Origin of the sequence: Eubacterium sp. CAG:156, from assembly GCF_000434315.1 — a bacterium.
Lineage (GTDB): Bacteria > Bacillota > Clostridia > Lachnospirales > Lachnospiraceae > Eubacterium_U > Eubacterium_U album.
The window spans coordinates 20,342-39,625 of record NZ_FR878189.1 but is presented as its reverse complement, the minus strand read 5'-3'; the positions used below and the strand labels follow the sequence as shown (position 1 = coordinate 39,625).

Here is a 19,284-nt window from a genome sequence, read left to right as displayed (position 1 = left end):
AGCACTTATGGGACATAAAGTTGGAGACAGAGTGGAAGTGAAAGTTAATGACAATGTAAGTTATTTTGTTGTAATTAAGAAAATCGAAAATACCGGAGAAGAAGAAAAAGATAATATACGAAGCTTTTAATATGAAACTGTTACATTAAGACGTTGGAATATATATTTAGTTAAGTAAAATCATTTGAGTGTTAATGATATGACAAAACTACGATATTTTTATTTATTTCAAGGTCTTGGTGCGGCAGTTTTTTTTAATGATTGATAAATTTTGTGAAAGGGCAGGAGAATATGAGAAATAGCAAACAGAAGTTAAAACTGTTATATCTTATACAGATTTTTGATGAATATACGGATGAAGAACATGGAATAACCATGAGTGAGATAATAAAGAAGCTAGATGATAATGGCATCAAAGCTGAACGAAAATCAATATACGACGATATAGAACAACTTGGAACTGTAGGATATGAAATAGTAACTGAAAAATTAAATAGGGAAACAGTATATAAAACAGTAACAAGAAAATTTGATGTTTCTGAATTAAAAATGTTAGTAGATGTAGTGCAGGCGTCAAAATTCATATCAAAAAAAGATAGTGAAGAGCTTATTAAGAAATTAGAAGGATTTACAAGTAAATATGAAGCAAAGAAACTGCAACGTCAGGTTTATGTGGCAAATCGTGTGAAAGCTATTTCAAAAAGTGGTTACTACAATATAGACGCCATTCATGATGCAATATATGAAAATAAACAGATTGCATTTGATTATTATATGTGGAACACAAAAAAAGAACTTGTTATAAGAAATGACGGAAATAAAACGGATATAAGTCCGTGGGCTTTGTCTTGGGATGATGAAAATTACTATATGGTAGCATTTGATTCAGCAAAACAGAGTATAAGACATTATCGTGTGGACAAAATGAAGGATATTAAAATTTTAAATAAAGAAAGAGACGGCAAAAAAGAATTTGAAAAATTTGATGCTGCAAAATATACAAAGCAGACATTTGGAATGTTTACCGGAAATATTAAGAATGTACAGATGGAATTTGATAACAGTTTAGTAGGAGTAGTGGTAGACAGATTTGGTACAGATGTAATGATAATTCCAAAGAAAGATGATAAATTTACAATTAATGTGGATGTGTCTGTAAGTTCAATGTTTTACAGCTGGGTAGCGGGATTTGAAGACAAGGTTAAGATACTTGGACCGCAGGAAGTTGTAGATGGTATGAAAAATATGATAGAAAAACTTAGTAATCAGTATAAATACTGATGGATAGTAATAAGAAATGACTGAAAAATATTGGGAGGATTAAATGGAAGGAGCATTTGAAGTAATAAAAGATTTACTTGGTGGATTATCATGGGACAGAGAATCGGTTTATGCAAGATTGAGTCAATGTATTGATAGTGCTATAAGGAGTAGTCTGGTAATTGTGTTGTATAAAGAAGGGAAAGAAGAACTTATATTTGCAAATGATATGTTCTACGAAAATATAGGTGAGGACAGGGATGGATATGAATATAAAGAAGCTGATATTAAAAAGAGAATAAAGCCTGAAAATAAGGTGGTTAAATATGAAAAATGTGTTGAAAAATCGATGCTTACAGGTGAGACTCAGGAAATCATATATCAGTTTGAAAGGTATGATGGAAAGGTGATATGGGTAAGAAAAAGATTTGCAGCTATTTGCAATGAAGGAGAATATATAATCGTATCTGTAGCCACAAATATTACTAAAAGTATAGAGATAAGCCGGCAGATTGAGATTGAAAAAGATAGATTTCGGAAAGTAATTGAGCAGACGGATTTAGCAATAATAGAATGGGATTATTATAATAATACATTTTATTCGACAGAGTCATATAAGAAATATAAAATGAGTGAGGGCAATCAGGACCGTATTTTTAAGAAAAAATCGATTATTGGCTACACTCATCCGGATGATGTAGAAAAAATGAAAAAATTTGTATCAAATTGTATTTTGACACCAGGTAAAATGGAATGCATTGTAAGACTTAAACTTATTGATGGTACTTATAGCTGGAGCAAAATAACGGTTGTTTCAGAGTATGACATAGATGGAAATAAAATGAAGACATTAGCAATTATAGCTGATGTAAATGAGGATATGGAACGCCGGAAAAAAGTAAGAATCGCAGTAGATATAGTAAATACTTTGGTGGCAAATGAGTATGAGGAAATATTTACAATTAATGCATTTACAGGTGAACCTGTAGTTTATAAAGAAGGCATATCAAAAGTTATAGAGGAACAAAATAAAGTAGGATTTAAATTGGGTGTTGAAAACTATATGAAAACTTATTGTATGGATGAAAATCCTGAACAAACAGCTAAAGAATTGAATCTTGATTATGTAAAAGAACAACTTGAAAATAATAATACATATCAGAAAATTTATTCAATAATGGATGAAAATAATAATATAAAAATGAAAAGGGCGTTTTACACATATTTAAATAAACACAAAGATACTATTGTGTGCACAATAATGGAAGTAGGAAAATAATATGAGTGTAAATAGAGAATTGAATAGTATGGAGAAAAGACGTGATACTATTTTGGATGATGACAATGAAAATGCTATAAAATTAAATGATGAAGATCGAAATACAATCACAAAGAATAAATCTAAAGATAAATTACTCAAGAAAACATGGGTGGTATGTCTTCTTGCAATGGTGTGCTGTTTCCTTTGGGGCAGCGCATTTCCATGTATAAAAACAGGCTACAGAATGCTTGATATTAAATCAGGAGAATATGCCTCACAAATATTATTTGCGGGTATAAGATTTGCATTAGCCGGTATTTTAGTAATTGTAACTAACAGCATAATACGAAGAAAAGTAATTCTTCCAAAGAAACCAGGATACATTTTTACGCTCAGTATATTCCAGACATCAGGACAGTACCTGTTCTTTTATATAGGAATGGCGCATACGACAGGAGTACGTAGTTCTATTATTACAGGTTCAGGTGTATTTTTAGCAATTGTGGTAGCGGCTTTTATTTTTCATCAGGAAAAATTGAATGCAACTAAGATAATAGGTACGTTGATTGGATTTGCAGGAGTTTTAATTGTAAATATAACAGGAATAAATGGTGGCGGACAATGGTCATTTATGGGAGAAGGATTTATATTTCTTGCAGCGATTTCGTCCGCATTTTCATCTTCATTTATTAAGAAATTTTCAAATGACGCTGATGTTGTAATGCTTAGTGGATATCAGTTTTTTTCAGGTGGAGTAATTTTGGCTGTGATTGGCAAACTGCTTGGCGGAAATGTAGTTATTTCAACTCCTAATGTTGTTATAATGATTATTTACATGGCATTTATTTCGGCGACAGCATATACAATATGGAGTATATTATTAAAATTTAATACGGTATCAAAAGTTTCTGTATACAAATTTATGAATCCTGTTTTTGGAGTTATTCTTTCAGCTTTATTTTTACCGGGAGAAAGCAGCCAGATAGGTGGACAGGTTATTGTAGCACTGATGTTTGTATGTGTAGGAATTGTGATTGTAAATAACGTTCAAACACACCAATAAATTTGCAAAAAAAGTAACGAAATTATGCAGATTAACAAGTTTTACATTGTTATAGTCAATTGTTTTTAGTATAATAGAGTTTATCAGTTTAAAGTGTTAGCGTAAATACTGCTAAAATTTATTACATAAGGAGATAACATAATGAGCGTAAAGGAAATGATTTTAGACTCAAAGCATGAGTGTATGAGCCGGGACGAGATGGCAGCACTTCAGGGAGAGAGACTTGTTGATTTAGTAAACAGAGTTTATAACAATGTACCATTCTACACAAAGAAGATGAAAGAATTAGGTGTAGAACCCGGTGATATTAAAGGAATTGAAGATATTGTTAAACTTCCATTTACCACAAAGGAAGATTTGAGAAATAATTATCCATTCGGACTTAGAGCAGTACCGCAGTCAGAAATTGTACGTGTACAGGGAACTTCAGGAACAACAGGTAAGCTTACTATAGTGCCATATACACAGAAGGACATTGATGTATGGGCAGAATGTATAGGAAGATGTATGACAATGGCAGGACTTACAAAGGAAGATGTAATTCATGTATGCTATGGTTATGGTTTGTTTACAGGTGGACTTGGAATGGATTTTGGTGCAAGAAGAATTGGTGCTATGACGGTTCCTATGTCTGCAGGAAATACACAGAGACAGATTATGTGTATGGAAGATTTTGGCGCAACAGCTCTTGCATGTACACCATCATATGCTTTATATCTTGCAGAAACAATTGCAGAGATGGACAAGGTTGATGATATGAAATTAAAAGTCGGAATTCATGGAGCAGAGCCTTGGACAGAAGAAATGAAAAAGAAAATTGAAGACATTTTACATATTGAATGTTTTGATATTTACGGATTATGTGAAATTACAGGACCGGGTGTTGCAATGGATTGTAAACAACACAATGGATTACATATTAACCATGACTTCTTCTATCCGGAAGTACTTGATCCTGTTACAAATGAATCGGTAGGAGACAATAATTTAGGTGAACTTGTATTTACTACTTTAGTAAAGGAAGGTATGCCATTACTTAGATATAGAACTAAAGATTTAACAAGCATTGACCATTCTACATGTGAATGTGGAAGAACAACACCTAGAATTTCTAAATTCAAAGGACGTACAGATGACATGAAGGTTATTCGTGGTGTAAATGTATTCCCAACACAGGTTGAAACAGCACTATTATCAATGGGTGGAGATATTTCTAACCATTATATGATGATTGTAGACCGTGAAAATAATACAGATAAACTAACAGTAATGGTTGAAGTAAATGAGAATCTCTTCTCAGATGAAATTAGCAAGTTAAATGATTTGAAGAAGAAGGTTGGAGCTAAATTAAAACAGGCTTTAGGTATATCTGCTGAAATTAAATTAGTAGAACCTAAGACAATCCAGAGAAGTGAAGGTAAAGCAGTACGAGTAATTGATAATCGTAATTTGTAATAGCAGGAGATAACGGATATTTATAATAATAAGTTTTTATTATAAATAATCTTAATCGAAATCGTAATTTATAGGAGGTAGTTTTATGGCACTAAAACAGTTGACAGTGTTCCTTGAAAATAAAGAAGGACATTTAAATGATGTATTAAAGACTTTGGCAGACAATGATGTTAACATTATTGTAGCAGCCTTAGCGGAATCAGCTGATTTCGGAATATTAAGAATGATTGTTCCGGAATCTGAAAAGGCTAGAGAAATTTTAAAGAATGCAGATTTTTCTGCAAAACTAACAGAGGTACTTTGTGTAAGTGTTCCTCATAAAGCAGGTTCACTTGCAAAGACTTTAAAGGTTCTTGCGGATGCTAATGTAAATGTAGAATATATGTATGCATTTTCAAGTGGAATCAACGCAGCAGCAGTTATTAAGACAAAAAATGTAAATGTAGCTACAAAGGTTCTTGAATCTGAAGGATTTGAATTCTGGGATGAAGAAAAAATCAAAGATATTAGTGAACAGTAGGATAGTTTTTCGATTTAAAAAGCATTGTTAAATGGAAAGCAATAATGTGCATAAAAGTATAAAGAAACTAAAAAAGTTTTAATAATAGTACATAAAAAGAAACTAAAAAAGTTTTATTAATTCAAAGAATTAAAGTATGTATAAAAGAGACTTAAAAAAATACGGATGACTTGCAAAAGACAAATTTGCCGGATATTTTAAGTCTCTTTTTAATTCTCTTAATGATTCTTTATTCTGTATTTTGTTATTAAAAGTGTTTATATAAGTAATATTTGCAATAGTGTTTGAGTGGAGTTTTAACTCCGAAGTTAGTTTAGATTGTTCCGTAAATTTTTCAAATAAAAGTGTACCATATAAGTAAGGACACATCTGCCATGGCACAAAACTAATTCAATGAAAATAATTATATTTTTTACGGAATATATCGAAAAAATAATATATATCCGTAAATTGGTTTACATAATGAAAAAGTAACTTATTTATATTATGGTTTACCCAATAAAAAATATTGAATTTCCATATTATATTATAGTTTTTTTATATAAATATTAAATTCCTAAAATTTAGTTTCCATAATAAAAAATAATAATCATATATTAATTGCTCTATATAATGAAAAAATAGTGATTATACATAATTTGATTAGCATAACAAAAAAAGAAATTTTTGCCTTGAAATAAACGAAAAGTTAGCTTTCACTATATATAGTGCAAAATAAAATTTAACATTATATAGAATTGTAAAATAAATGATTGTATAATTTTCTTATGATATTTGATTCTGTATAACAATACAGTTAGTAACAACGGAGATGTCATATTTTGAAAAAGATATGTTAAGTAGTACAAAATGTACAGAAGGGTGAGGTGTAAATATGAATATTTGGCATGATATTAATCCAAAAAGAATTCAGCCATCAGATTTTATTGCAACTATTGAAATTAGCAAAGGAAGCAAGAAAAAATATGAATTAGATAAGGAAACAGGTTTGATTATACTAGACCGTATCCTGTATTCATCAGTTCATTATCCTGCTAATTATGGATTTATTCCACGAACGCTTGGAGATGATAAAGATCCGCTTGATGTGTTGGTATTATGTTCAGAAGAAATAGAACCAATGTCACTTGTAAGATGTTATCCGATAGGTGTTATGTATATGACTGATAATGGGGATAATGACGAAAAGATAATTGCAATTCCATATGGCGACCCAACATATAACGGATATGTGGATATACAACAATTACCAGAACATATATTTGCGGAAATAAAGCACTTCTTTAATGTATATAAGGATTTAGAGGGAAAACAGACTGCTGTTAAGGAGTTTGGCGGACCTGTTGAGGCTGCTAAAATAATATATCAATGTTTGGATAATTATAATGAAAAATATGGGAAAAAAGATGAATAGTCTGCTATGAAACAGATTCAACTTGCTTTGAAAATAATTAAATTGATTTGAAAAATAGAGATTCATTTTGTTTTACAAATAACATATTTTAAAGGTGGTAAGATTATGATTAATGAAAGAATTTCAGCCCTTAGAAATTTAATGGAACAAAATAAAATTAATGCTTATGTAATTCCGACAAGTGATGAGCATGGTTCAGAATACTTGAGTGACCATTTTAAAACGAGAGAATATATGTCAGGATTTACAGGCTCAGCAGGAACATTGGTAGTTACAATGTATGAGGCACTATTATGGACTGATGGAAGATACTTTATTCAGGCAGCAGAACAACTTCAAGATAGTGAAATTAAACTTATGAAAGCCGGAGAAGAAGGGGTGCCTTCTGTAGAAGAATATTTAAAGAAGAACCTTATTGAGGGCAGTGTAATAGGATTTGACGGACAGACAACTAATGCAAGACAGGCAGAAAAATTAGCTGAAATTTCAAAAATGAAAATAAAGAGTGACGTGGATTTGGTTGGAGAAATATGGAGTGACAGACCTGCTATAGAATTTAAACCTATATGGAGATTAATGGATAGATATGCAGGAGTTTCTTATCCTGAAAAAGTAGCTAATATAAGAAAAAGAATGGAAGAGGAAAAAGCGGACACATTACTTTTGACATCGTTAGATGAAATTGCATGGGTTACAAATATCAGAGGTGATGATATTGAGTATAATCCGGTATGCTTTTCGTATATGGTAATTACAAAATATGATAGTCTGTTATTTGCAAATACAAAATCATTTGATGAAAAAACAATATACCGTCTTTCGGAAGAAGGGGTTAAAATTAAAGAATATGATGAAATATATGATTATGTAAAAGTTATTCCTGAATATACAACATTATGGTTAGATAAAACAACAACAAATTATAGTATTTTACGTTCCATAAAACCAGAAGTAAAGATTATAGATAAATTTTCACCTGCATTGCATTTGAAAGCAATCAAAAATAATGTGGAAATTGAAAATGTGATTAATGCTCATATAATGGATGGCGTTGCAGTGACCAGATTTATTTATTGGCTAAAACATAATGTAGGCAAAGAAAAAATGACAGAAATATCTATTGCAAATAAATTAGAAGAATTTAGAAAATCATGGAAAACATATTTGGCACCAAGTTTTGAAACTATAGTAGGATATGCAGACCATGGCGCAATAGTTCATTACAGCGCAACTAAAGAAACAGATTATGAAGTTAAAGCAGATAATTTTGTTTTAATTGATTCAGGCGGACATTATGTAGAAGGAACTACAGATATAACAAGAACAATAGCCCTCGGAAATATATCTACAGAGCAGAAGAAGATGTATACAGCTGTTCTTAGAGGAAATTTGAAGCTTGCAAATGCAAAATTCTTATCAGGATGTACAGGAGTATCACTTGATTATGTTGCAAGACAACCACTGTGGGAAATCGGATATGATTATAGACACGGTACAGGTCACGGTGTCGGTTATCTTCTTAATGTTCATGAGCAACCGAATGCATTTAGATATATGTTAAGAGAAAATGTTGAAGAAAATGCAGAATTTAAACCGGGAATGATTACTTCAGATGAACCCGGCGTTTATTTGGAAGGACAATATGGAATAAGGCTCGAAAATCTTTTGCTTTGTGTTGAAAAACAGGTGACTGAATACGGACAGTTTTTGGGATTTGATACACTTACATTAGTTCCATTTGATGTAGACGCTATAGATGTAAATATAATGTCTGACTATGAAATACGCCTTTTAAGACAGTATCATAAACTTGTTTATAAAAAGATTTCTCCATATCTTAATATTGAGGAACAGGAATGGTTATACGAAGTATGTATGGAAATTTAAATATATTTTTGTATAATAATGACTAAATTATGTGCGTGGCAGCATTTTTACTTGATACGTTTATTGCAGGTCCGTTAGCTAAAAAATAGCATTCAAACTTGTAAATCCTAAGGAAGATAAACCTATATTTATTATTTTAGTAATATCAGTGCTTTCTGTTTGGCTTATGTGTCCGATGATGAGCTTTGTTGCTATAGTTTTAATAAAACGCGCTTTCGGAACACAGATTATATCAGTCTGGATTCAGACAACTATAATTAATTTTCCAATGGCATTTTTCTGGCAGTTATTTGCAGCAGGTCCACTTGTAAGAAAAATATTTGGAAAAATGTATAAATAGAAATTTGTAGCAAGAAATTATAACTAATAATGATGACTGTGACAAAAAAGATAGTGAAATAGAAAAACAAAGGCATGTGAATAAGCAGACGTGATTGAACAAATTATCATATAATGAAAGAAAAGGCACAGAAGGGAAAATTCTTACTGTGTCTTTTGTGTTGTATGGCAATACATATAAAGACGGAATTACTTGTAAACATACAAGTAGACAAGTGTTAACAAGGTGGTTTTCATTGAATGCAGAGATTTGTTAGTGTATAATAAATTCTAGGAAACTGCGGAAAATTATAAATGGAAAAAGATAGACGAGGTAAATCGAAGGATGAAATTATATCATGGAAGTAATGTAGTTGTACAGAATCCTAAAATTTTAGAAAAAAAACGAGCATTAGATTTTGGAGCAGGATTTTATCTTACATCAAGTAAAGTGCAGGCTATTAGTTGGGCAAAATCTGTCGCTAGGAGAAGAAGAATAGGAAATGCTATTATTAATGAATATAATTTTGATGAAAAGATAATAAATGACTTGAAAATTCTAAAATTTGACAGTGCGGATGGAGAATGGTTAGATTTTGTAGTAGCTAACAGAAAAGAATTACCTATTGAAAATAAATATGATTTGGTAATAGGTCCGGTTGCAAATGATTCTACATTAGATGTTATTAATGATTATATGTCAGGACGATTTTCAAAGAAAATAGCAGTAGAATTATTATTGCCACAGAATTTGACGGATCAATATGCATTTTTAACAGAAAAGTCGCTGCTGTCATTGATGTTTGAAAGGAGTGGACAGATATGAAATTAAGTGCAGATAGAATTATATTTTTTGACAAATACGTAGGCAAACTTATTGTAGAAAAATACGGATTGGCTGATAAAGAAGCTATACGGTTGTTTATTAGTTCAGAAACATACCAAATGCTTCTAGATACTGAAACAGAATTGTATAAAATGAGTCCTTATGTTTTATTTGATATGTGGGAAAATGAAAAAGTTACTGGAGAACCAAGAAACTCACAATATATAAGAGGTGAATAACATTGAGTAAAGAATCGGATTTTTTTGTATATTTATTAGAGCATTATGCAAACTATAAGAACACAACGGCAGAGAAAATATTAAAGATTTTAGATGAAAAAGAATTGACAGATTATGTATATGATATGTATGAGATATATCATTCGGAATCATTAGATAATGCATTTAATGATATTGATAGTCTGATAGAAAAAGGAAAAACGGCATGGTAATAAGCAGACGTGATTGAACAAATTATCATATAATGAAAGAAAAGTCTCAACGAAGCTTTAATGTATCGGGCAAATATTCAACATAATAAATTCACTTTTTGCATACATTATAAAAAAAGATGATGCAAAAGGCGAGAAGTGAAAGAATATATTGAAGAAAGAACGATTGAAATAGCAAATTATATTATTGAATGCAATGCTACTGTAAGACAGGCAGCAAAGACATTTGGTGTAAGTAAAAGCACGGTACATAAAGACTGTACAGAACGGTTAGGCAGGTTAAATCCAGGATTGGCAAAGCAGGTTAGGAAAGTTCTTGATGTAAATAAGTCGGAACGTCATATTAGAGGTGGACTTGCAACAAAAGAAAAATACGCACATAATCATGCATGAAGAAATAAAAGCCATTTAGTTATGGCTTTTATTTAATTATGACAATAAAAAACCACATCTTACGATGTGGTGTTAATTTCGGGGGACCTGGCGGGAATTTCACCCACCAGGTTGAGTATGAAAAACTTAAAAATACGTCATTATAGGGTATGACGTATACAAACTATGCTGCACTACCTAAGTAGTACTCTATTATGTTACGGTACATATATGAACGAAATATGAACGCGATGTAAATAAATTTTTAAATGCAAAAAAAATAAAACATACTTTAATTTTTGTATAAAATTGTATATAATATTTGTGCGGGAAATCGTGATTAATACGGGATTGAAAGATGTATAACGCGTTTATTTTTTACAACAACTTTTAATCTGTCATAAATATCCAATTTTAAAAGGAGAAAGATATGTTTGATACAGACATTGGAATAGATTTAGGTACAGCAAGTATCTTAGTATATATAAAAGGAAAAGGTGTGGTTTTAAAAGAACCATCAGTTGTTGCTATAGATAGAGATACGGATACTATAAGAGCAATTGGAGAAGAAGCAAGATTAATGATAGGAAGAACACCTGGAAATATTGTTGCGGTAAGACCTCTTAGACAGGGAGTGATTTCTAATTATTCAGTTACTGAACAGATGATAAAGTATTTTATTCAGAAAGCTGTAGGAAAACGTTCTTATAAGAAACCAAGAATTAGCATTTGCGTTCCTAGTGGAGCAACAGAAGTTGAAACTAAAGCTGTAGAGGATGCATCATTCCAGGCAGGGGCAAGAGAAGTATTTATAGTGGAAGAACCGTTAGCAGCTGCTATTGGTGCAGGAATAGATATTTCAAAACCATGTGGAAATATGGTGGTTGACATAGGTGGTGGAACAACAGATATAGCAGTTATTTCTTTAGGTGCTACTGTTGAAAGTACTTCTGTAAAGGTTGCGGGAGATGATTTTGATGATGCGATAGTCAGATATATGAGAAAAAAACACAATCTTTTAGTAGGAGAAAGAACTGCTGAAGAAATTAAAATCGGAATAGGTACATGTTTTAAGAAAACAGAAGTTAAGAAGATGGAAGTAAGAGGTAGAAACCTTGTTACAGGTCTTCCTAAGATTATAGAAGTTACATCAGAAGAAGTTGAAGAAGCTTTAAGAGAAGCGGCAACACAGATTGTTGAAGCTATTCATGGAGTGCTTGAAAATACACCTCCTGAACTCTCAGCAGATATTGCGGTAAGAGGAATTGTTCTTACAGGTGGTGGTTGTCTGTTAGACGGATTAGAAGAATTGATTGAATCTAAGACGGGAATCAATACAATGACAGCTGAAGATCCGATGACTGCGGTCGCTATTGGTACAGGAAGATACTTAGAAGTTATGGATGAAATGAACCAGGAAAAATAATAGATAATAAGGCTGTCTGGAAAAGGCAGCCTTTTAAATTAAAAGGAAAAGATATGTCGATGAAAACTATTACCGGATATGTAGAAATAATTACATTTAGAAATGAAGAAAATGGCTATACTGTTTTAACTATGTCTGTGGGAAAAAAAGATGTAAAAGTAACCGGAGTATTTGGATATATTGGTGAAGGGGAATATATCGAAGTAGAAGGCGAGGAAGTATTTCATCCTGTTTTTGGTGAACAGATAAAAATGAAATCGTATAAAACAATTCCGGCAAATGACGAATATTCAATTAGAAAATATTTAGGGTCAGGAGCAATTAAGGGGTTAGGTCTTGCTCTTGCGGACAGAATCGTAGACAAGTTTAAAGAAGATACATTTAGAATAGTTGATGAAGAGCCTGAAAGATTAGAAGAAGTCAGAGGAATAAGTTATAAGAAAGCCATGGATATTGCAAGCCAGATTCAGGCAAAAAAAGATATAAGAGACGCAATGATATTTTTACAAAAATACGGTATTTCGTCGGCGATGAGTCTTAAAATTTATAATTATTATGGCGAAGAAATTTATCAAATTATAAAGAAAAATCCATACCGAATTGCTGATGAAATACGAGGAATAGGATTTACAACAGCTGATGAAATAGCTAAGAGGGCAGGAGTGGAAGTTAATGCTTCTATTCGAGTTAAAAGTGGAATGGTATATGCACTTTCTAAAGCATCAGAGTCAGGGCATACATATTTGCCAAAAGAAAATCTAATTCAGGCAACCATTAGTTTGCTTGGATTAAGAGATCAATATCAGAATGCTGATGGTACATATAATATGGATTTGTTAGATAACTATTTTATTGACCTTGTAATGGAAAAGAAACTTATTGTTAAAGAAATCAATGAAGTACAGGCTGTATTTTTGTCTACATATTATTACACGGAAATGAATGTAGCAGGAATGCTTCTTGATTTGGATTTATCAATGCCGGCGGATGAATTTGTGGAAAGTGTAAAATTAGATACCATCCAGAGAAAAAATAATATTGTACTTGATGATTTGCAAAAAGAAGCGGTTATGGCTACGCAAAGCAATGGAGTGGTAATTTTAACAGGTGGACCGGGAACAGGAAAAACAACTACAATTAATGCGATTATACAAATGTTTGAAAGTGATAATTTGGAAATCCGCCTTGCGGCGCCTACAGGAAGAGCAGCAAAACGAATGACTGAAACTACAGGTTGCCAGGCGCAGACAATACACAGGCTGCTTGAAATAAACGGAAGTACCGGAACGGATGATTCATTGGATATGGACGCTAAGTTTGAAAGAAATGAAACAAATCCAATAGAAGCAGATGTAATTATAATAGATGAAATGTCGATGGTTGATATTTTTCTTATGCATTCTTTGCTTAAGGCTGTAGCTCATGGAACAAGACTTGTTCTTGTAGGGGATATTAACCAGCTTGCAAGTGTCGGACCGGGAAATGTATTAAAAGATATCATTGATTCCGGAAAATTTAAAGTGGTAACACTTAATAAGATTTTCAGACAGGCGGGTGAAAGCGGAATAGTAACAAATGCCCATAAAATAAATGAAGGAAAAGCAGTTGAACTAGACAATAGCACGAAAGATTTCCTTTATATAAGAAGAAATACACCTCAGGAGGCTTTGAACGCAACAATAGGTCTTATAATGACAAAACTTCCTGACTATGTAAAATCAACACCGCAGGAAATACAGGTTCTTACACCTATGAAGAGTGGAATTCTTGGTGTTGAGAATATGAATGTTGAATTGCAAAAATATATTAATAAGCCGGACAAATATAAAAAAGAACATGAATTTGGTAAATATATATTTAGAGAAGGCGACAAGGTAATGCAGATAAAAAACAATTATCAAATTGAATGGGAAGTCAGATTGCCTAATGGAGCCTGTATCTATTCAGGAAAAGGTGTATTTAATGGAGATTTGGGAATTATTAAAAATATAAATAACGATTCACAGATTTTAGAAGTTGAATTTGATGAAAATAAAATGGTGACATATACATTTAGGGAAGCGGAAGAATTAGAACTTGCATATGCAATAACTATTCATAAATCACAGGGTAGTGAATATCCGGCAGTTATCATGCCTCTTGTTACAGGGTATCAGCAACTTATGACGAGAAATCTATTGTACACCGGAATAACAAGAGCGAAAAGTTGTGTATGTATTGTTGGAAGAGAAGATACATTTCAAGGTATGATTAAAAATGAAGACCAGCATAAAAGGTATTCAGGATTACAATGGCAGTTGCAGACATTTGAAACAGATAAAGAACCTGTAGAGAATGACAAATAGAACGGCATAAGTGCTGTGTCGATTTTTGGTGATTATACATTCGGCAATTGTAGAAAATGACAAATAGAACAGTATGAGTTAATGGAATAATGTTGTAAATATGCAAATAATAAACAAAATAGAAATATTAAGAAAGGAAAATAAATATAAATTTTAATTAATATTATAATGCTTTGCTAGAGTTTATTTTATAAAACCTGGTTTATTATTGGAAATTTATTGAGTTAAATACATAAATACATAATATAAGATTATTTGAATTAATTAAAAAAAGATTTACGTAGGAAATGAAGGAGAAGATTTTAAATGTATTTTTCCCTAGAACCTGTCCGGTATGTGGGGAAGTGGTCAAAGGACAGGACAAATTTGTATGTGACAAATGCAAGGGTAAAGTGTTTTACATGAAAGAGCCTAAATGTGCAAAATGTGGAAAAAGTCTTAAAGAAGACGGCACATTGTGCAAAGACTGCAGAGAGCATAAGCATGCATATGAAAAAGGCGTGTGTCTTTTTCAATATGCAGGTGGAATAAAAGAATCCATGTATAGATTTAAATATAAAAATGCAAGAGAATATGGAGCGTATTATGGATGGGAGACTGCAAAGCGTTATGGAAAATTATTTGAACAATGGGGAATTGACTGCATAATGGCAGTACCGGTTTCTAAAAAGAAGGAAATAAAGAGAGGATATAATCAGGCGTATGTATATGCCAAAGAAATTTCCCGATATACGAAAATACCTATGGATAAAAAATGCCTTGTGCGAGTTGAGGATACAAAGCCGCAAAAGGAATTTGTAGGGATTGCAAGAAAGAAGAACGTTGAAAATGCATTTGCTATATATGAGGAAAAGGCAAAAGAATATAATAAGGTATTATTGGTGGATGATATTTATACGACAGGTAGTACTATAGATGCGTGTACACGGATCCTTAAGGCGGCAGGCGTTAAAGAAGTATATTTTGTATGCATAAGTGCCGGAGTGTTGTAACCTTAAAAAACAGCCACCTTAAAAATAGCCTTAAAAAATATCTTGACGCTATATACAGATTATGTTATATTAATCAAGCGAGGACTAGGTCTTTTTTTTTTGCAGAAAAAATGACTTAAAACAAGATACAAAAAATGATTATAAATAAAGTGGAGGTTAAGCCATGAGAACAAGAATTACATTAGAATGTACAGAATGCAAACAGCGTAATTACAATACTACAAAGGATAAGAAGAGTCATCCGGACAGAGTAGAAACAAAGAAGTACTGCAAGTTCTGTCAGAGACACACAATGCATAAAGAAACAAAATAGTCAGTTTTATATAATGGAGGGATTAAGATGGGAGAAGCATCTAACAAGTCAAAGGGCTCTGTAAAAAAATGGTTTGCAGGCTTGAAGGCTGAATTCAAAAGAATAATCTGGCCAACAAAAGCATCCGTTATAAGACAGACTGTTGTTGTAACAGTGATCACAGTTATTTTAGGTGTTCTTATTAGCTTAATTGATCAGCTCATTCAGTTTGGGTTGGATCATATTATAGGATAAGAATAAAATAATGAAGAGGTGATTATATGTCAGAAGCAAATTGGTACGTAGTTCATACTTATTCAGGTTATGAAAACAAAGTAAAGACTAATATTGAACAGACAATTGAGAATAGAAAATTGCAGGATCAGATATTAGAAGTATCAGTTCCGATTCAGGAAGCAGTTGAAATTAAGAATGGTGTAAAAAAAGTTACACAGAAGAAGATGTTTCCGGGATATGTACTCATTAATATGGTTATGAATGATGATACATGGTACGTTGTTCGTAATACGAGAGGAGTTACAGGATTTGTAGGACCGGGATCAAAACCTGTTCCACTTACTGATGCAGAAATGCTCTCACTTGGAATTAACAAGGGTCCGGTTACTCTTGAATTCTCAGAGGGAGATACAGTTGCAGTAATCAAGGGCGTATGGGAAGGCACAGCAGGTGTCATTAAGCGCATTGATGAAAACAGACAGACAGTCACAATTAATGTGGACATGTTTGGTAGAGAAACTCCGGTAGAATTAGATTTTACTGAAGTTAAAAAGATGGATTAGAACCATTTGGTTTTAATAGATTGCTTTACATATTTGTAGAGCAGTGGGAGGGATTCCCGATAATACCACAAATTTTAGGAGGTGCCGAAAGATGGCAAAGAAAGTAGAAGGATACATTAAATTGCAAATCGAAGCTGGCAAAGCAACACCAGCACCACCAGTTGGACCAGCACTTGGTCAGCATGGTGTAAACATCGTTCAATTCACAAAGGAATTCAACGCAAGAACTGCAGATCAGCCGGGAATGATTATTCCAGTTGTAATCACAGTATACCAGGATAAGAGTTTTAGTTTTGTAACAAAGACTCCACCTGCAGCAGTTTTATTAAAGAAAGCATGTAACATCCAGAGCGGAGCTGGTAACTCACTTAAAGAAACAGTTGCTACTATTTCTAAAGCAGATATCCAGAAAATCGCTGAAACAAAGATGCCGGATTTAAATGCAGCTAGCATTGAAGCAGCAATGAGCATGATTGCCGGAACAGCTAGAAGTATGGGAATCAAAGTTGAAGACTAATTTTCGTAGATAAATAATATCGCGAACAACAAAAAGTTATTAAACGACTTATGTTGTAATTTAAAATGAATTGAGAAATGTGGGAGGTTTATCCGTTATTACCACAAGGAGGTTTAAATGAAAAGAGGAAAGAAGTATTTAGACGCAGCTAAGTCAATTGACAGAGCAGCTCAATATGACACAGAAGAAGCAATTGCATTAGTTAAGAAATCAGCTACTGCAAAATTTGATGAAACAATAGAATGTCACATCAGAACAGGATGTGATGGACGTCACGCTGACCAGCAGGTTCGTGGTGCTGTTGTATTACCACACGGAACAGGTAAGACTGTTAAGGTTTTAGTTTTCGCTAAGGGAGACAAGGTAGACGAAGCATTAGCAGCTGGTGCAGATTTCGTAGGCGGAGATGAATTAATTCCAAAGATTCAGAATGAAGGATGGTTCGACTTTGACGTAGTTGTTGCTACTCCTGACATGATGGGTGTTGTTGGTCGTTTAGGACGTGTACTCGGACCTAAGGGATTAATGCCAAACCCTAAGGCTGGAACAGTAACTATGGACGTAACAAAGGCTGTTAACGACATCAAGGCTGGTAAAATTGAATACAGACTTGACAAGACAAACATCATCCACGTTCCAGTTGGAAAAGCTTCATTTACAGAAGAACAGTTAACAGATAACTTCAACGCATTAGTTGATGCTTTAAACAAAGCTAAACCAAGCGCATTAAAGGGACAGTACTTCAAGAGCGTAACTCTTACATCTACAATGGGTCCTGGAGTTAAGTTAAACGTTGCTAAGTTAAGCAATTAATTAACAAATATAGATTAATACAATCTGATTGTTATTAATTAATAAAATTATTGACAATTCAATAATTGTGTGCTAGTATGCACAAAGTGGTTAATACCAATTGCCGAAGACAGTAGGTGACATTAGTCGTAAATCATAAGATGCCTACCGAGGGATAAGAATTTTTAATGACTTATACACCTCTCTGTCTAGGCAGAGAGGTTTTTATATTGAAAATCTATTCGGCTTAATGTTTGGTTGAACCTAATTTTAATAAGGAGGCAAAACATTCATGGCAAAAGTAGAAGTAAAGAAACCTATAGTAGACGAAATTGCTGAATTACTTAACGGTGCTGCAACAGCTGTTGTAGTTGACTACCGTGGTCTTACTGTTGAACAGGACACAAAGCTTCGTAAACAGTTAAGAGAAGCTGGTGTTGTATACAAAGTATACAAGAACACAATGATTAATTTCGCTATTAAGGGAACAGAATTCGAAGGTCTTGCTGAATACTTAGAAGGACCAACAGCTATCGCTATTTGTAAAGAAGATGCTACAGCAGCAGCTAGAGAATTAGCTAAATTTGCTAAAGACGCTGAAGCTCTTGAAATCAAAGCAGGTGTAGTTGAAGGTGTATGCTACGATGCAGCAGGAATTGCTCAGATTGCAAACATCCCATCAAGAGAAGTACTTATTTCAAAGTTACTTGGATCTATGCAGTCACCAATTACAAACTTCGCTCGTGTTATTAAGCAGATTGCTGAAAAGAACGAAGAAGTTGCATAAATCTGAATTATCAGGTTTTTATTGACTGAACGAAAGTTCAAAGAATTAATTAATTTATTATATGGAGGATTAAACAATGACAACAGCAGAAATCATTGAAGTAATTAAAGGTTTATCAGTTTTAGAATTAAACGATTTAGTAAAAGCATGTGAAGAAGAATTTGGCGTATCTGCAGCAGCAGGTGTTGTAGTTGCAGCAGCAGGAGATGCTGGAGCAGCAGCTGAAGAAAAGACAGAATTCGATGTTGAATTAACAGAAGTTGGAGCTAACAAGGTTAAAGTTATCAAGGCTGTTAAGGATGCAACAGGATTAGGACTTAAGGAAGCTAAAGAAGTAGTTGATGGAGCACCTAAGGTAGTTAAAGAAGGAGTTTCTAAGGAAGAAGCTGAAGCTCTTAAGGCAGCTCTTGAAGAAGTTGGAGCAGTTGCTACAATTAAATAATTATCGCGAAGCTTTGAGCAAAGCGACGTAACATAAAAAGAGATAGGTTCTATTATGCTTGCAT

Annotated in this window: 22 protein-coding genes and 1 other annotated feature; all 22 genes read left to right on the top strand. The window is 32.9% G+C overall.

Going from position 1 to position 19,284, the window contains the following annotated elements; genetic code table 11:
* Nucleotides 1–291: 291 nt before the first annotated feature.
* The 22 genes from ABMA45_RS10715 to rplL all read left to right on the top strand — a co-directional run bounded on the left by ABMA45_RS10715 (nt 292) and on the right by rplL (nt 19,220).
* The gene (locus tag ABMA45_RS10715; RefSeq protein WP_022089888.1) at nt 292–1,281 is read left to right on the top strand and encodes a helix-turn-helix transcriptional regulator; all 990 of its coding nucleotides are present in this window, start codon (nt 292–294) and stop codon (nt 1,279–1,281) included.
* Nucleotides 1,282–1,324: 43 nt separating this feature from the next.
* Nucleotides 1,325–2,539 carry a PAS domain-containing protein gene (locus ABMA45_RS10710; RefSeq protein ID WP_022089887.1) on the top strand — a complete coding sequence of 405 codons (1,215 nt, stop codon included), beginning with the start codon at nt 1,325–1,327 and terminating at the stop codon, nt 2,537–2,539.
* A 1-nt stretch (nt 2,540) separates the two neighbouring features.
* The gene (locus tag ABMA45_RS10705) at nt 2,541–3,584 is read left to right on the top strand and encodes a DMT family transporter (protein WP_022089886.1); all 1,044 of its coding nucleotides are present in this window, start codon (nt 2,541–2,543) and stop codon (nt 3,582–3,584) included.
* 141 nt (nt 3,585–3,725) lie between these two features.
* Nucleotides 3,726–5,039 carry a phenylacetate--CoA ligase family protein gene (locus ABMA45_RS10700; protein ID WP_022089885.1) on the top strand — a complete coding sequence of 438 codons (1,314 nt, stop codon included), beginning with the start codon at nt 3,726–3,728 and terminating at the stop codon, nt 5,037–5,039.
* Nucleotides 5,040–5,124: 85 nt separating this feature from the next.
* Complete coding sequence (locus ABMA45_RS10695; RefSeq protein ID WP_022089884.1) at nt 5,125–5,559, top strand: hypothetical protein; 435 nt, start codon at nt 5,125–5,127, stop codon at nt 5,557–5,559.
* Between the two features lie 874 nt (nt 5,560–6,433).
* Nucleotides 6,434–6,973, top strand: a complete 540-nt coding sequence (locus tag ABMA45_RS10690; protein ID WP_022089883.1) for an inorganic diphosphatase — start codon at nt 6,434–6,436, stop codon at nt 6,971–6,973.
* A 105-nt stretch (nt 6,974–7,078) separates the two neighbouring features.
* Nucleotides 7,079–8,860 carry an aminopeptidase P family protein gene (locus ABMA45_RS10685; RefSeq protein ID WP_022089882.1) on the top strand — a complete coding sequence of 594 codons (1,782 nt, stop codon included), beginning with the start codon at nt 7,079–7,081 and terminating at the stop codon, nt 8,858–8,860.
* 178 nt (nt 8,861–9,038) lie between these two features.
* Nucleotides 9,039–9,200: a DUF2798 domain-containing protein gene (locus ABMA45_RS10680; RefSeq protein WP_347996262.1), complete on the top strand. Its 162-nt coding sequence runs from the start codon at nt 9,039–9,041 to the stop codon at nt 9,198–9,200.
* Between the two features lie 324 nt (nt 9,201–9,524).
* Nucleotides 9,525–10,004 carry a DUF3990 domain-containing protein gene (locus ABMA45_RS10675; protein WP_022089881.1) on the top strand — a complete coding sequence of 160 codons (480 nt, stop codon included), beginning with the start codon at nt 9,525–9,527 and terminating at the stop codon, nt 10,002–10,004.
* Complete coding sequence (locus tag ABMA45_RS10670; RefSeq protein ID WP_022089880.1) at nt 10,001–10,243, top strand: hypothetical protein; 243 nt, start codon at nt 10,001–10,003, stop codon at nt 10,241–10,243. The genes ABMA45_RS10675 and ABMA45_RS10670 overlap by 4 nt, the downstream gene beginning before the upstream one ends.
* A 2-nt stretch (nt 10,244–10,245) precedes the next feature.
* Complete coding sequence (locus ABMA45_RS10665) at nt 10,246–10,455, top strand: DUF3791 domain-containing protein (RefSeq protein WP_022089879.1); 210 nt, start codon at nt 10,246–10,248, stop codon at nt 10,453–10,455.
* A 138-nt stretch (nt 10,456–10,593) separates the two neighbouring features.
* Entirely contained in the window at nt 10,594–10,848 is a 255-nt protein-coding gene (spoIIID, locus tag ABMA45_RS10660) for a sporulation transcriptional regulator SpoIIID (protein ID WP_022089878.1), read from the top strand.
* Nucleotides 10,849–11,257: 409 nt separating this feature from the next.
* Nucleotides 11,258–12,253: a rod shape-determining protein gene (locus tag ABMA45_RS10655; protein ID WP_022089877.1), complete on the top strand. Its 996-nt coding sequence runs from the start codon at nt 11,258–11,260 to the stop codon at nt 12,251–12,253.
* Between the two features lie 59 nt (nt 12,254–12,312).
* Complete coding sequence (locus ABMA45_RS10650; RefSeq protein ID WP_347996263.1) at nt 12,313–14,598, top strand: SF1B family DNA helicase RecD2; 2,286 nt, start codon at nt 12,313–12,315, stop codon at nt 14,596–14,598.
* A 287-nt stretch (nt 14,599–14,885) separates the two neighbouring features.
* Nucleotides 14,886–15,590, top strand: coding sequence for a ComF family protein (locus ABMA45_RS10645; protein WP_022089875.1), 705 nt, complete (start codon nt 14,886–14,888; stop codon nt 15,588–15,590).
* 163 nt (nt 15,591–15,753) lie between these two features.
* Complete coding sequence (gene rpmG, locus ABMA45_RS10640; protein ID WP_022089874.1) at nt 15,754–15,903, top strand: 50S ribosomal protein L33; 150 nt, start codon at nt 15,754–15,756, stop codon at nt 15,901–15,903.
* Between the two features lie 27 nt (nt 15,904–15,930).
* Entirely contained in the window at nt 15,931–16,137 is a 207-nt protein-coding gene (gene secE / locus ABMA45_RS10635) for a preprotein translocase subunit SecE (RefSeq protein ID WP_022089873.1), read from the top strand.
* Between the two features lie 26 nt (nt 16,138–16,163).
* A complete protein-coding gene (gene nusG, locus ABMA45_RS10630; protein WP_022089872.1) occupies nt 16,164–16,682 on the top strand; it encodes a transcription termination/antitermination protein NusG in 519 nt (172 codons plus the stop codon).
* Between the two features lie 91 nt (nt 16,683–16,773).
* Nucleotides 16,774–17,199, top strand: a complete 426-nt coding sequence (rplK, locus tag ABMA45_RS10625; protein ID WP_022089871.1) for a 50S ribosomal protein L11 — start codon at nt 16,774–16,776, stop codon at nt 17,197–17,199.
* A gap of 117 nt (nt 17,200–17,316) precedes the next feature.
* On the top strand, nt 17,317–18,012 hold the full coding sequence (rplA, locus tag ABMA45_RS10620; protein ID WP_022089870.1) for a 50S ribosomal protein L1: 696 nt from the start codon (nt 17,317–17,319) through the stop codon (nt 18,010–18,012).
* Nucleotides 18,013–18,097: 85 nt separating this feature from the next.
* Nucleotides 18,098–18,228 (top strand) — a sequence feature (ribosomal protein L10 leader region).
* Between the two features lie 55 nt (nt 18,229–18,283).
* Nucleotides 18,284–18,778, top strand: a complete 495-nt coding sequence (gene rplJ, locus ABMA45_RS10615; protein ID WP_022089869.1) for a 50S ribosomal protein L10 — start codon at nt 18,284–18,286, stop codon at nt 18,776–18,778.
* Between the two features lie 76 nt (nt 18,779–18,854).
* A complete protein-coding gene (rplL, locus tag ABMA45_RS10610) occupies nt 18,855–19,220 on the top strand; it encodes a 50S ribosomal protein L7/L12 (RefSeq protein WP_022089868.1) in 366 nt (121 codons plus the stop codon).
* Nucleotides 19,221–19,284 lie beyond the last annotated feature (64 nt).

Bases quoted from the DNA above. Each gene is read 5' to 3' on its own strand.
- ABMA45_RS10715 (WP_022089888.1), top strand. From the start codon at position 292: ATGAGAAATAGCAAACAGAAGTTAAAACTGTTATATCTTATACAGATT.
- ABMA45_RS10710 (WP_022089887.1), top strand. From the start codon at position 1,325: ATGGAAGGAGCATTTGAAGTAATAAAAGATTTACTTGGTGGATTATCA.
- ABMA45_RS10705 (WP_022089886.1), top strand. From the start codon at position 2,541: ATGAGTGTAAATAGAGAATTGAATAGTATGGAGAAAAGACGTGATACT.
- ABMA45_RS10700 (WP_022089885.1), top strand. From the start codon at position 3,726: ATGAGCGTAAAGGAAATGATTTTAGACTCAAAGCATGAGTGTATGAGC.
- ABMA45_RS10695 (WP_022089884.1), top strand. From the start codon at position 5,125: ATGGCACTAAAACAGTTGACAGTGTTCCTTGAAAATAAAGAAGGACAT.
- ABMA45_RS10690 (WP_022089883.1), top strand. From the start codon at position 6,434: ATGAATATTTGGCATGATATTAATCCAAAAAGAATTCAGCCATCAGAT.
- ABMA45_RS10685 (WP_022089882.1), top strand. From the start codon at position 7,079: ATGATTAATGAAAGAATTTCAGCCCTTAGAAATTTAATGGAACAAAAT.
- ABMA45_RS10680 (WP_347996262.1), top strand. From the start codon at position 9,039: ATGAGCTTTGTTGCTATAGTTTTAATAAAACGCGCTTTCGGAACACAG.
- ABMA45_RS10675 (WP_022089881.1), top strand. From the start codon at position 9,525: ATGAAATTATATCATGGAAGTAATGTAGTTGTACAGAATCCTAAAATT.
- ABMA45_RS10670 (WP_022089880.1), top strand. From the start codon at position 10,001: ATGAAATTAAGTGCAGATAGAATTATATTTTTTGACAAATACGTAGGC.
- ABMA45_RS10655 (WP_022089877.1), top strand. From the start codon at position 11,258: ATGTTTGATACAGACATTGGAATAGATTTAGGTACAGCAAGTATCTTA.
- ABMA45_RS10650 (WP_347996263.1), top strand. From the start codon at position 12,313: ATGAAAACTATTACCGGATATGTAGAAATAATTACATTTAGAAATGAA.
- ABMA45_RS10645 (WP_022089875.1), top strand. From the start codon at position 14,886: ATGAAGGAGAAGATTTTAAATGTATTTTTCCCTAGAACCTGTCCGGTA.
- rpmG (WP_022089874.1), top strand. From the start codon at position 15,754: ATGAGAACAAGAATTACATTAGAATGTACAGAATGCAAACAGCGTAAT.
- secE (WP_022089873.1), top strand. From the start codon at position 15,931: ATGGGAGAAGCATCTAACAAGTCAAAGGGCTCTGTAAAAAAATGGTTT.
- nusG (WP_022089872.1), top strand. From the start codon at position 16,164: ATGTCAGAAGCAAATTGGTACGTAGTTCATACTTATTCAGGTTATGAA.
- rplK (WP_022089871.1), top strand. From the start codon at position 16,774: ATGGCAAAGAAAGTAGAAGGATACATTAAATTGCAAATCGAAGCTGGC.
- rplA (WP_022089870.1), top strand. From the start codon at position 17,317: ATGAAAAGAGGAAAGAAGTATTTAGACGCAGCTAAGTCAATTGACAGA.
- rplJ (WP_022089869.1), top strand. From the start codon at position 18,284: ATGGCAAAAGTAGAAGTAAAGAAACCTATAGTAGACGAAATTGCTGAA.
- rplL (WP_022089868.1), top strand. From the start codon at position 18,855: ATGACAACAGCAGAAATCATTGAAGTAATTAAAGGTTTATCAGTTTTA.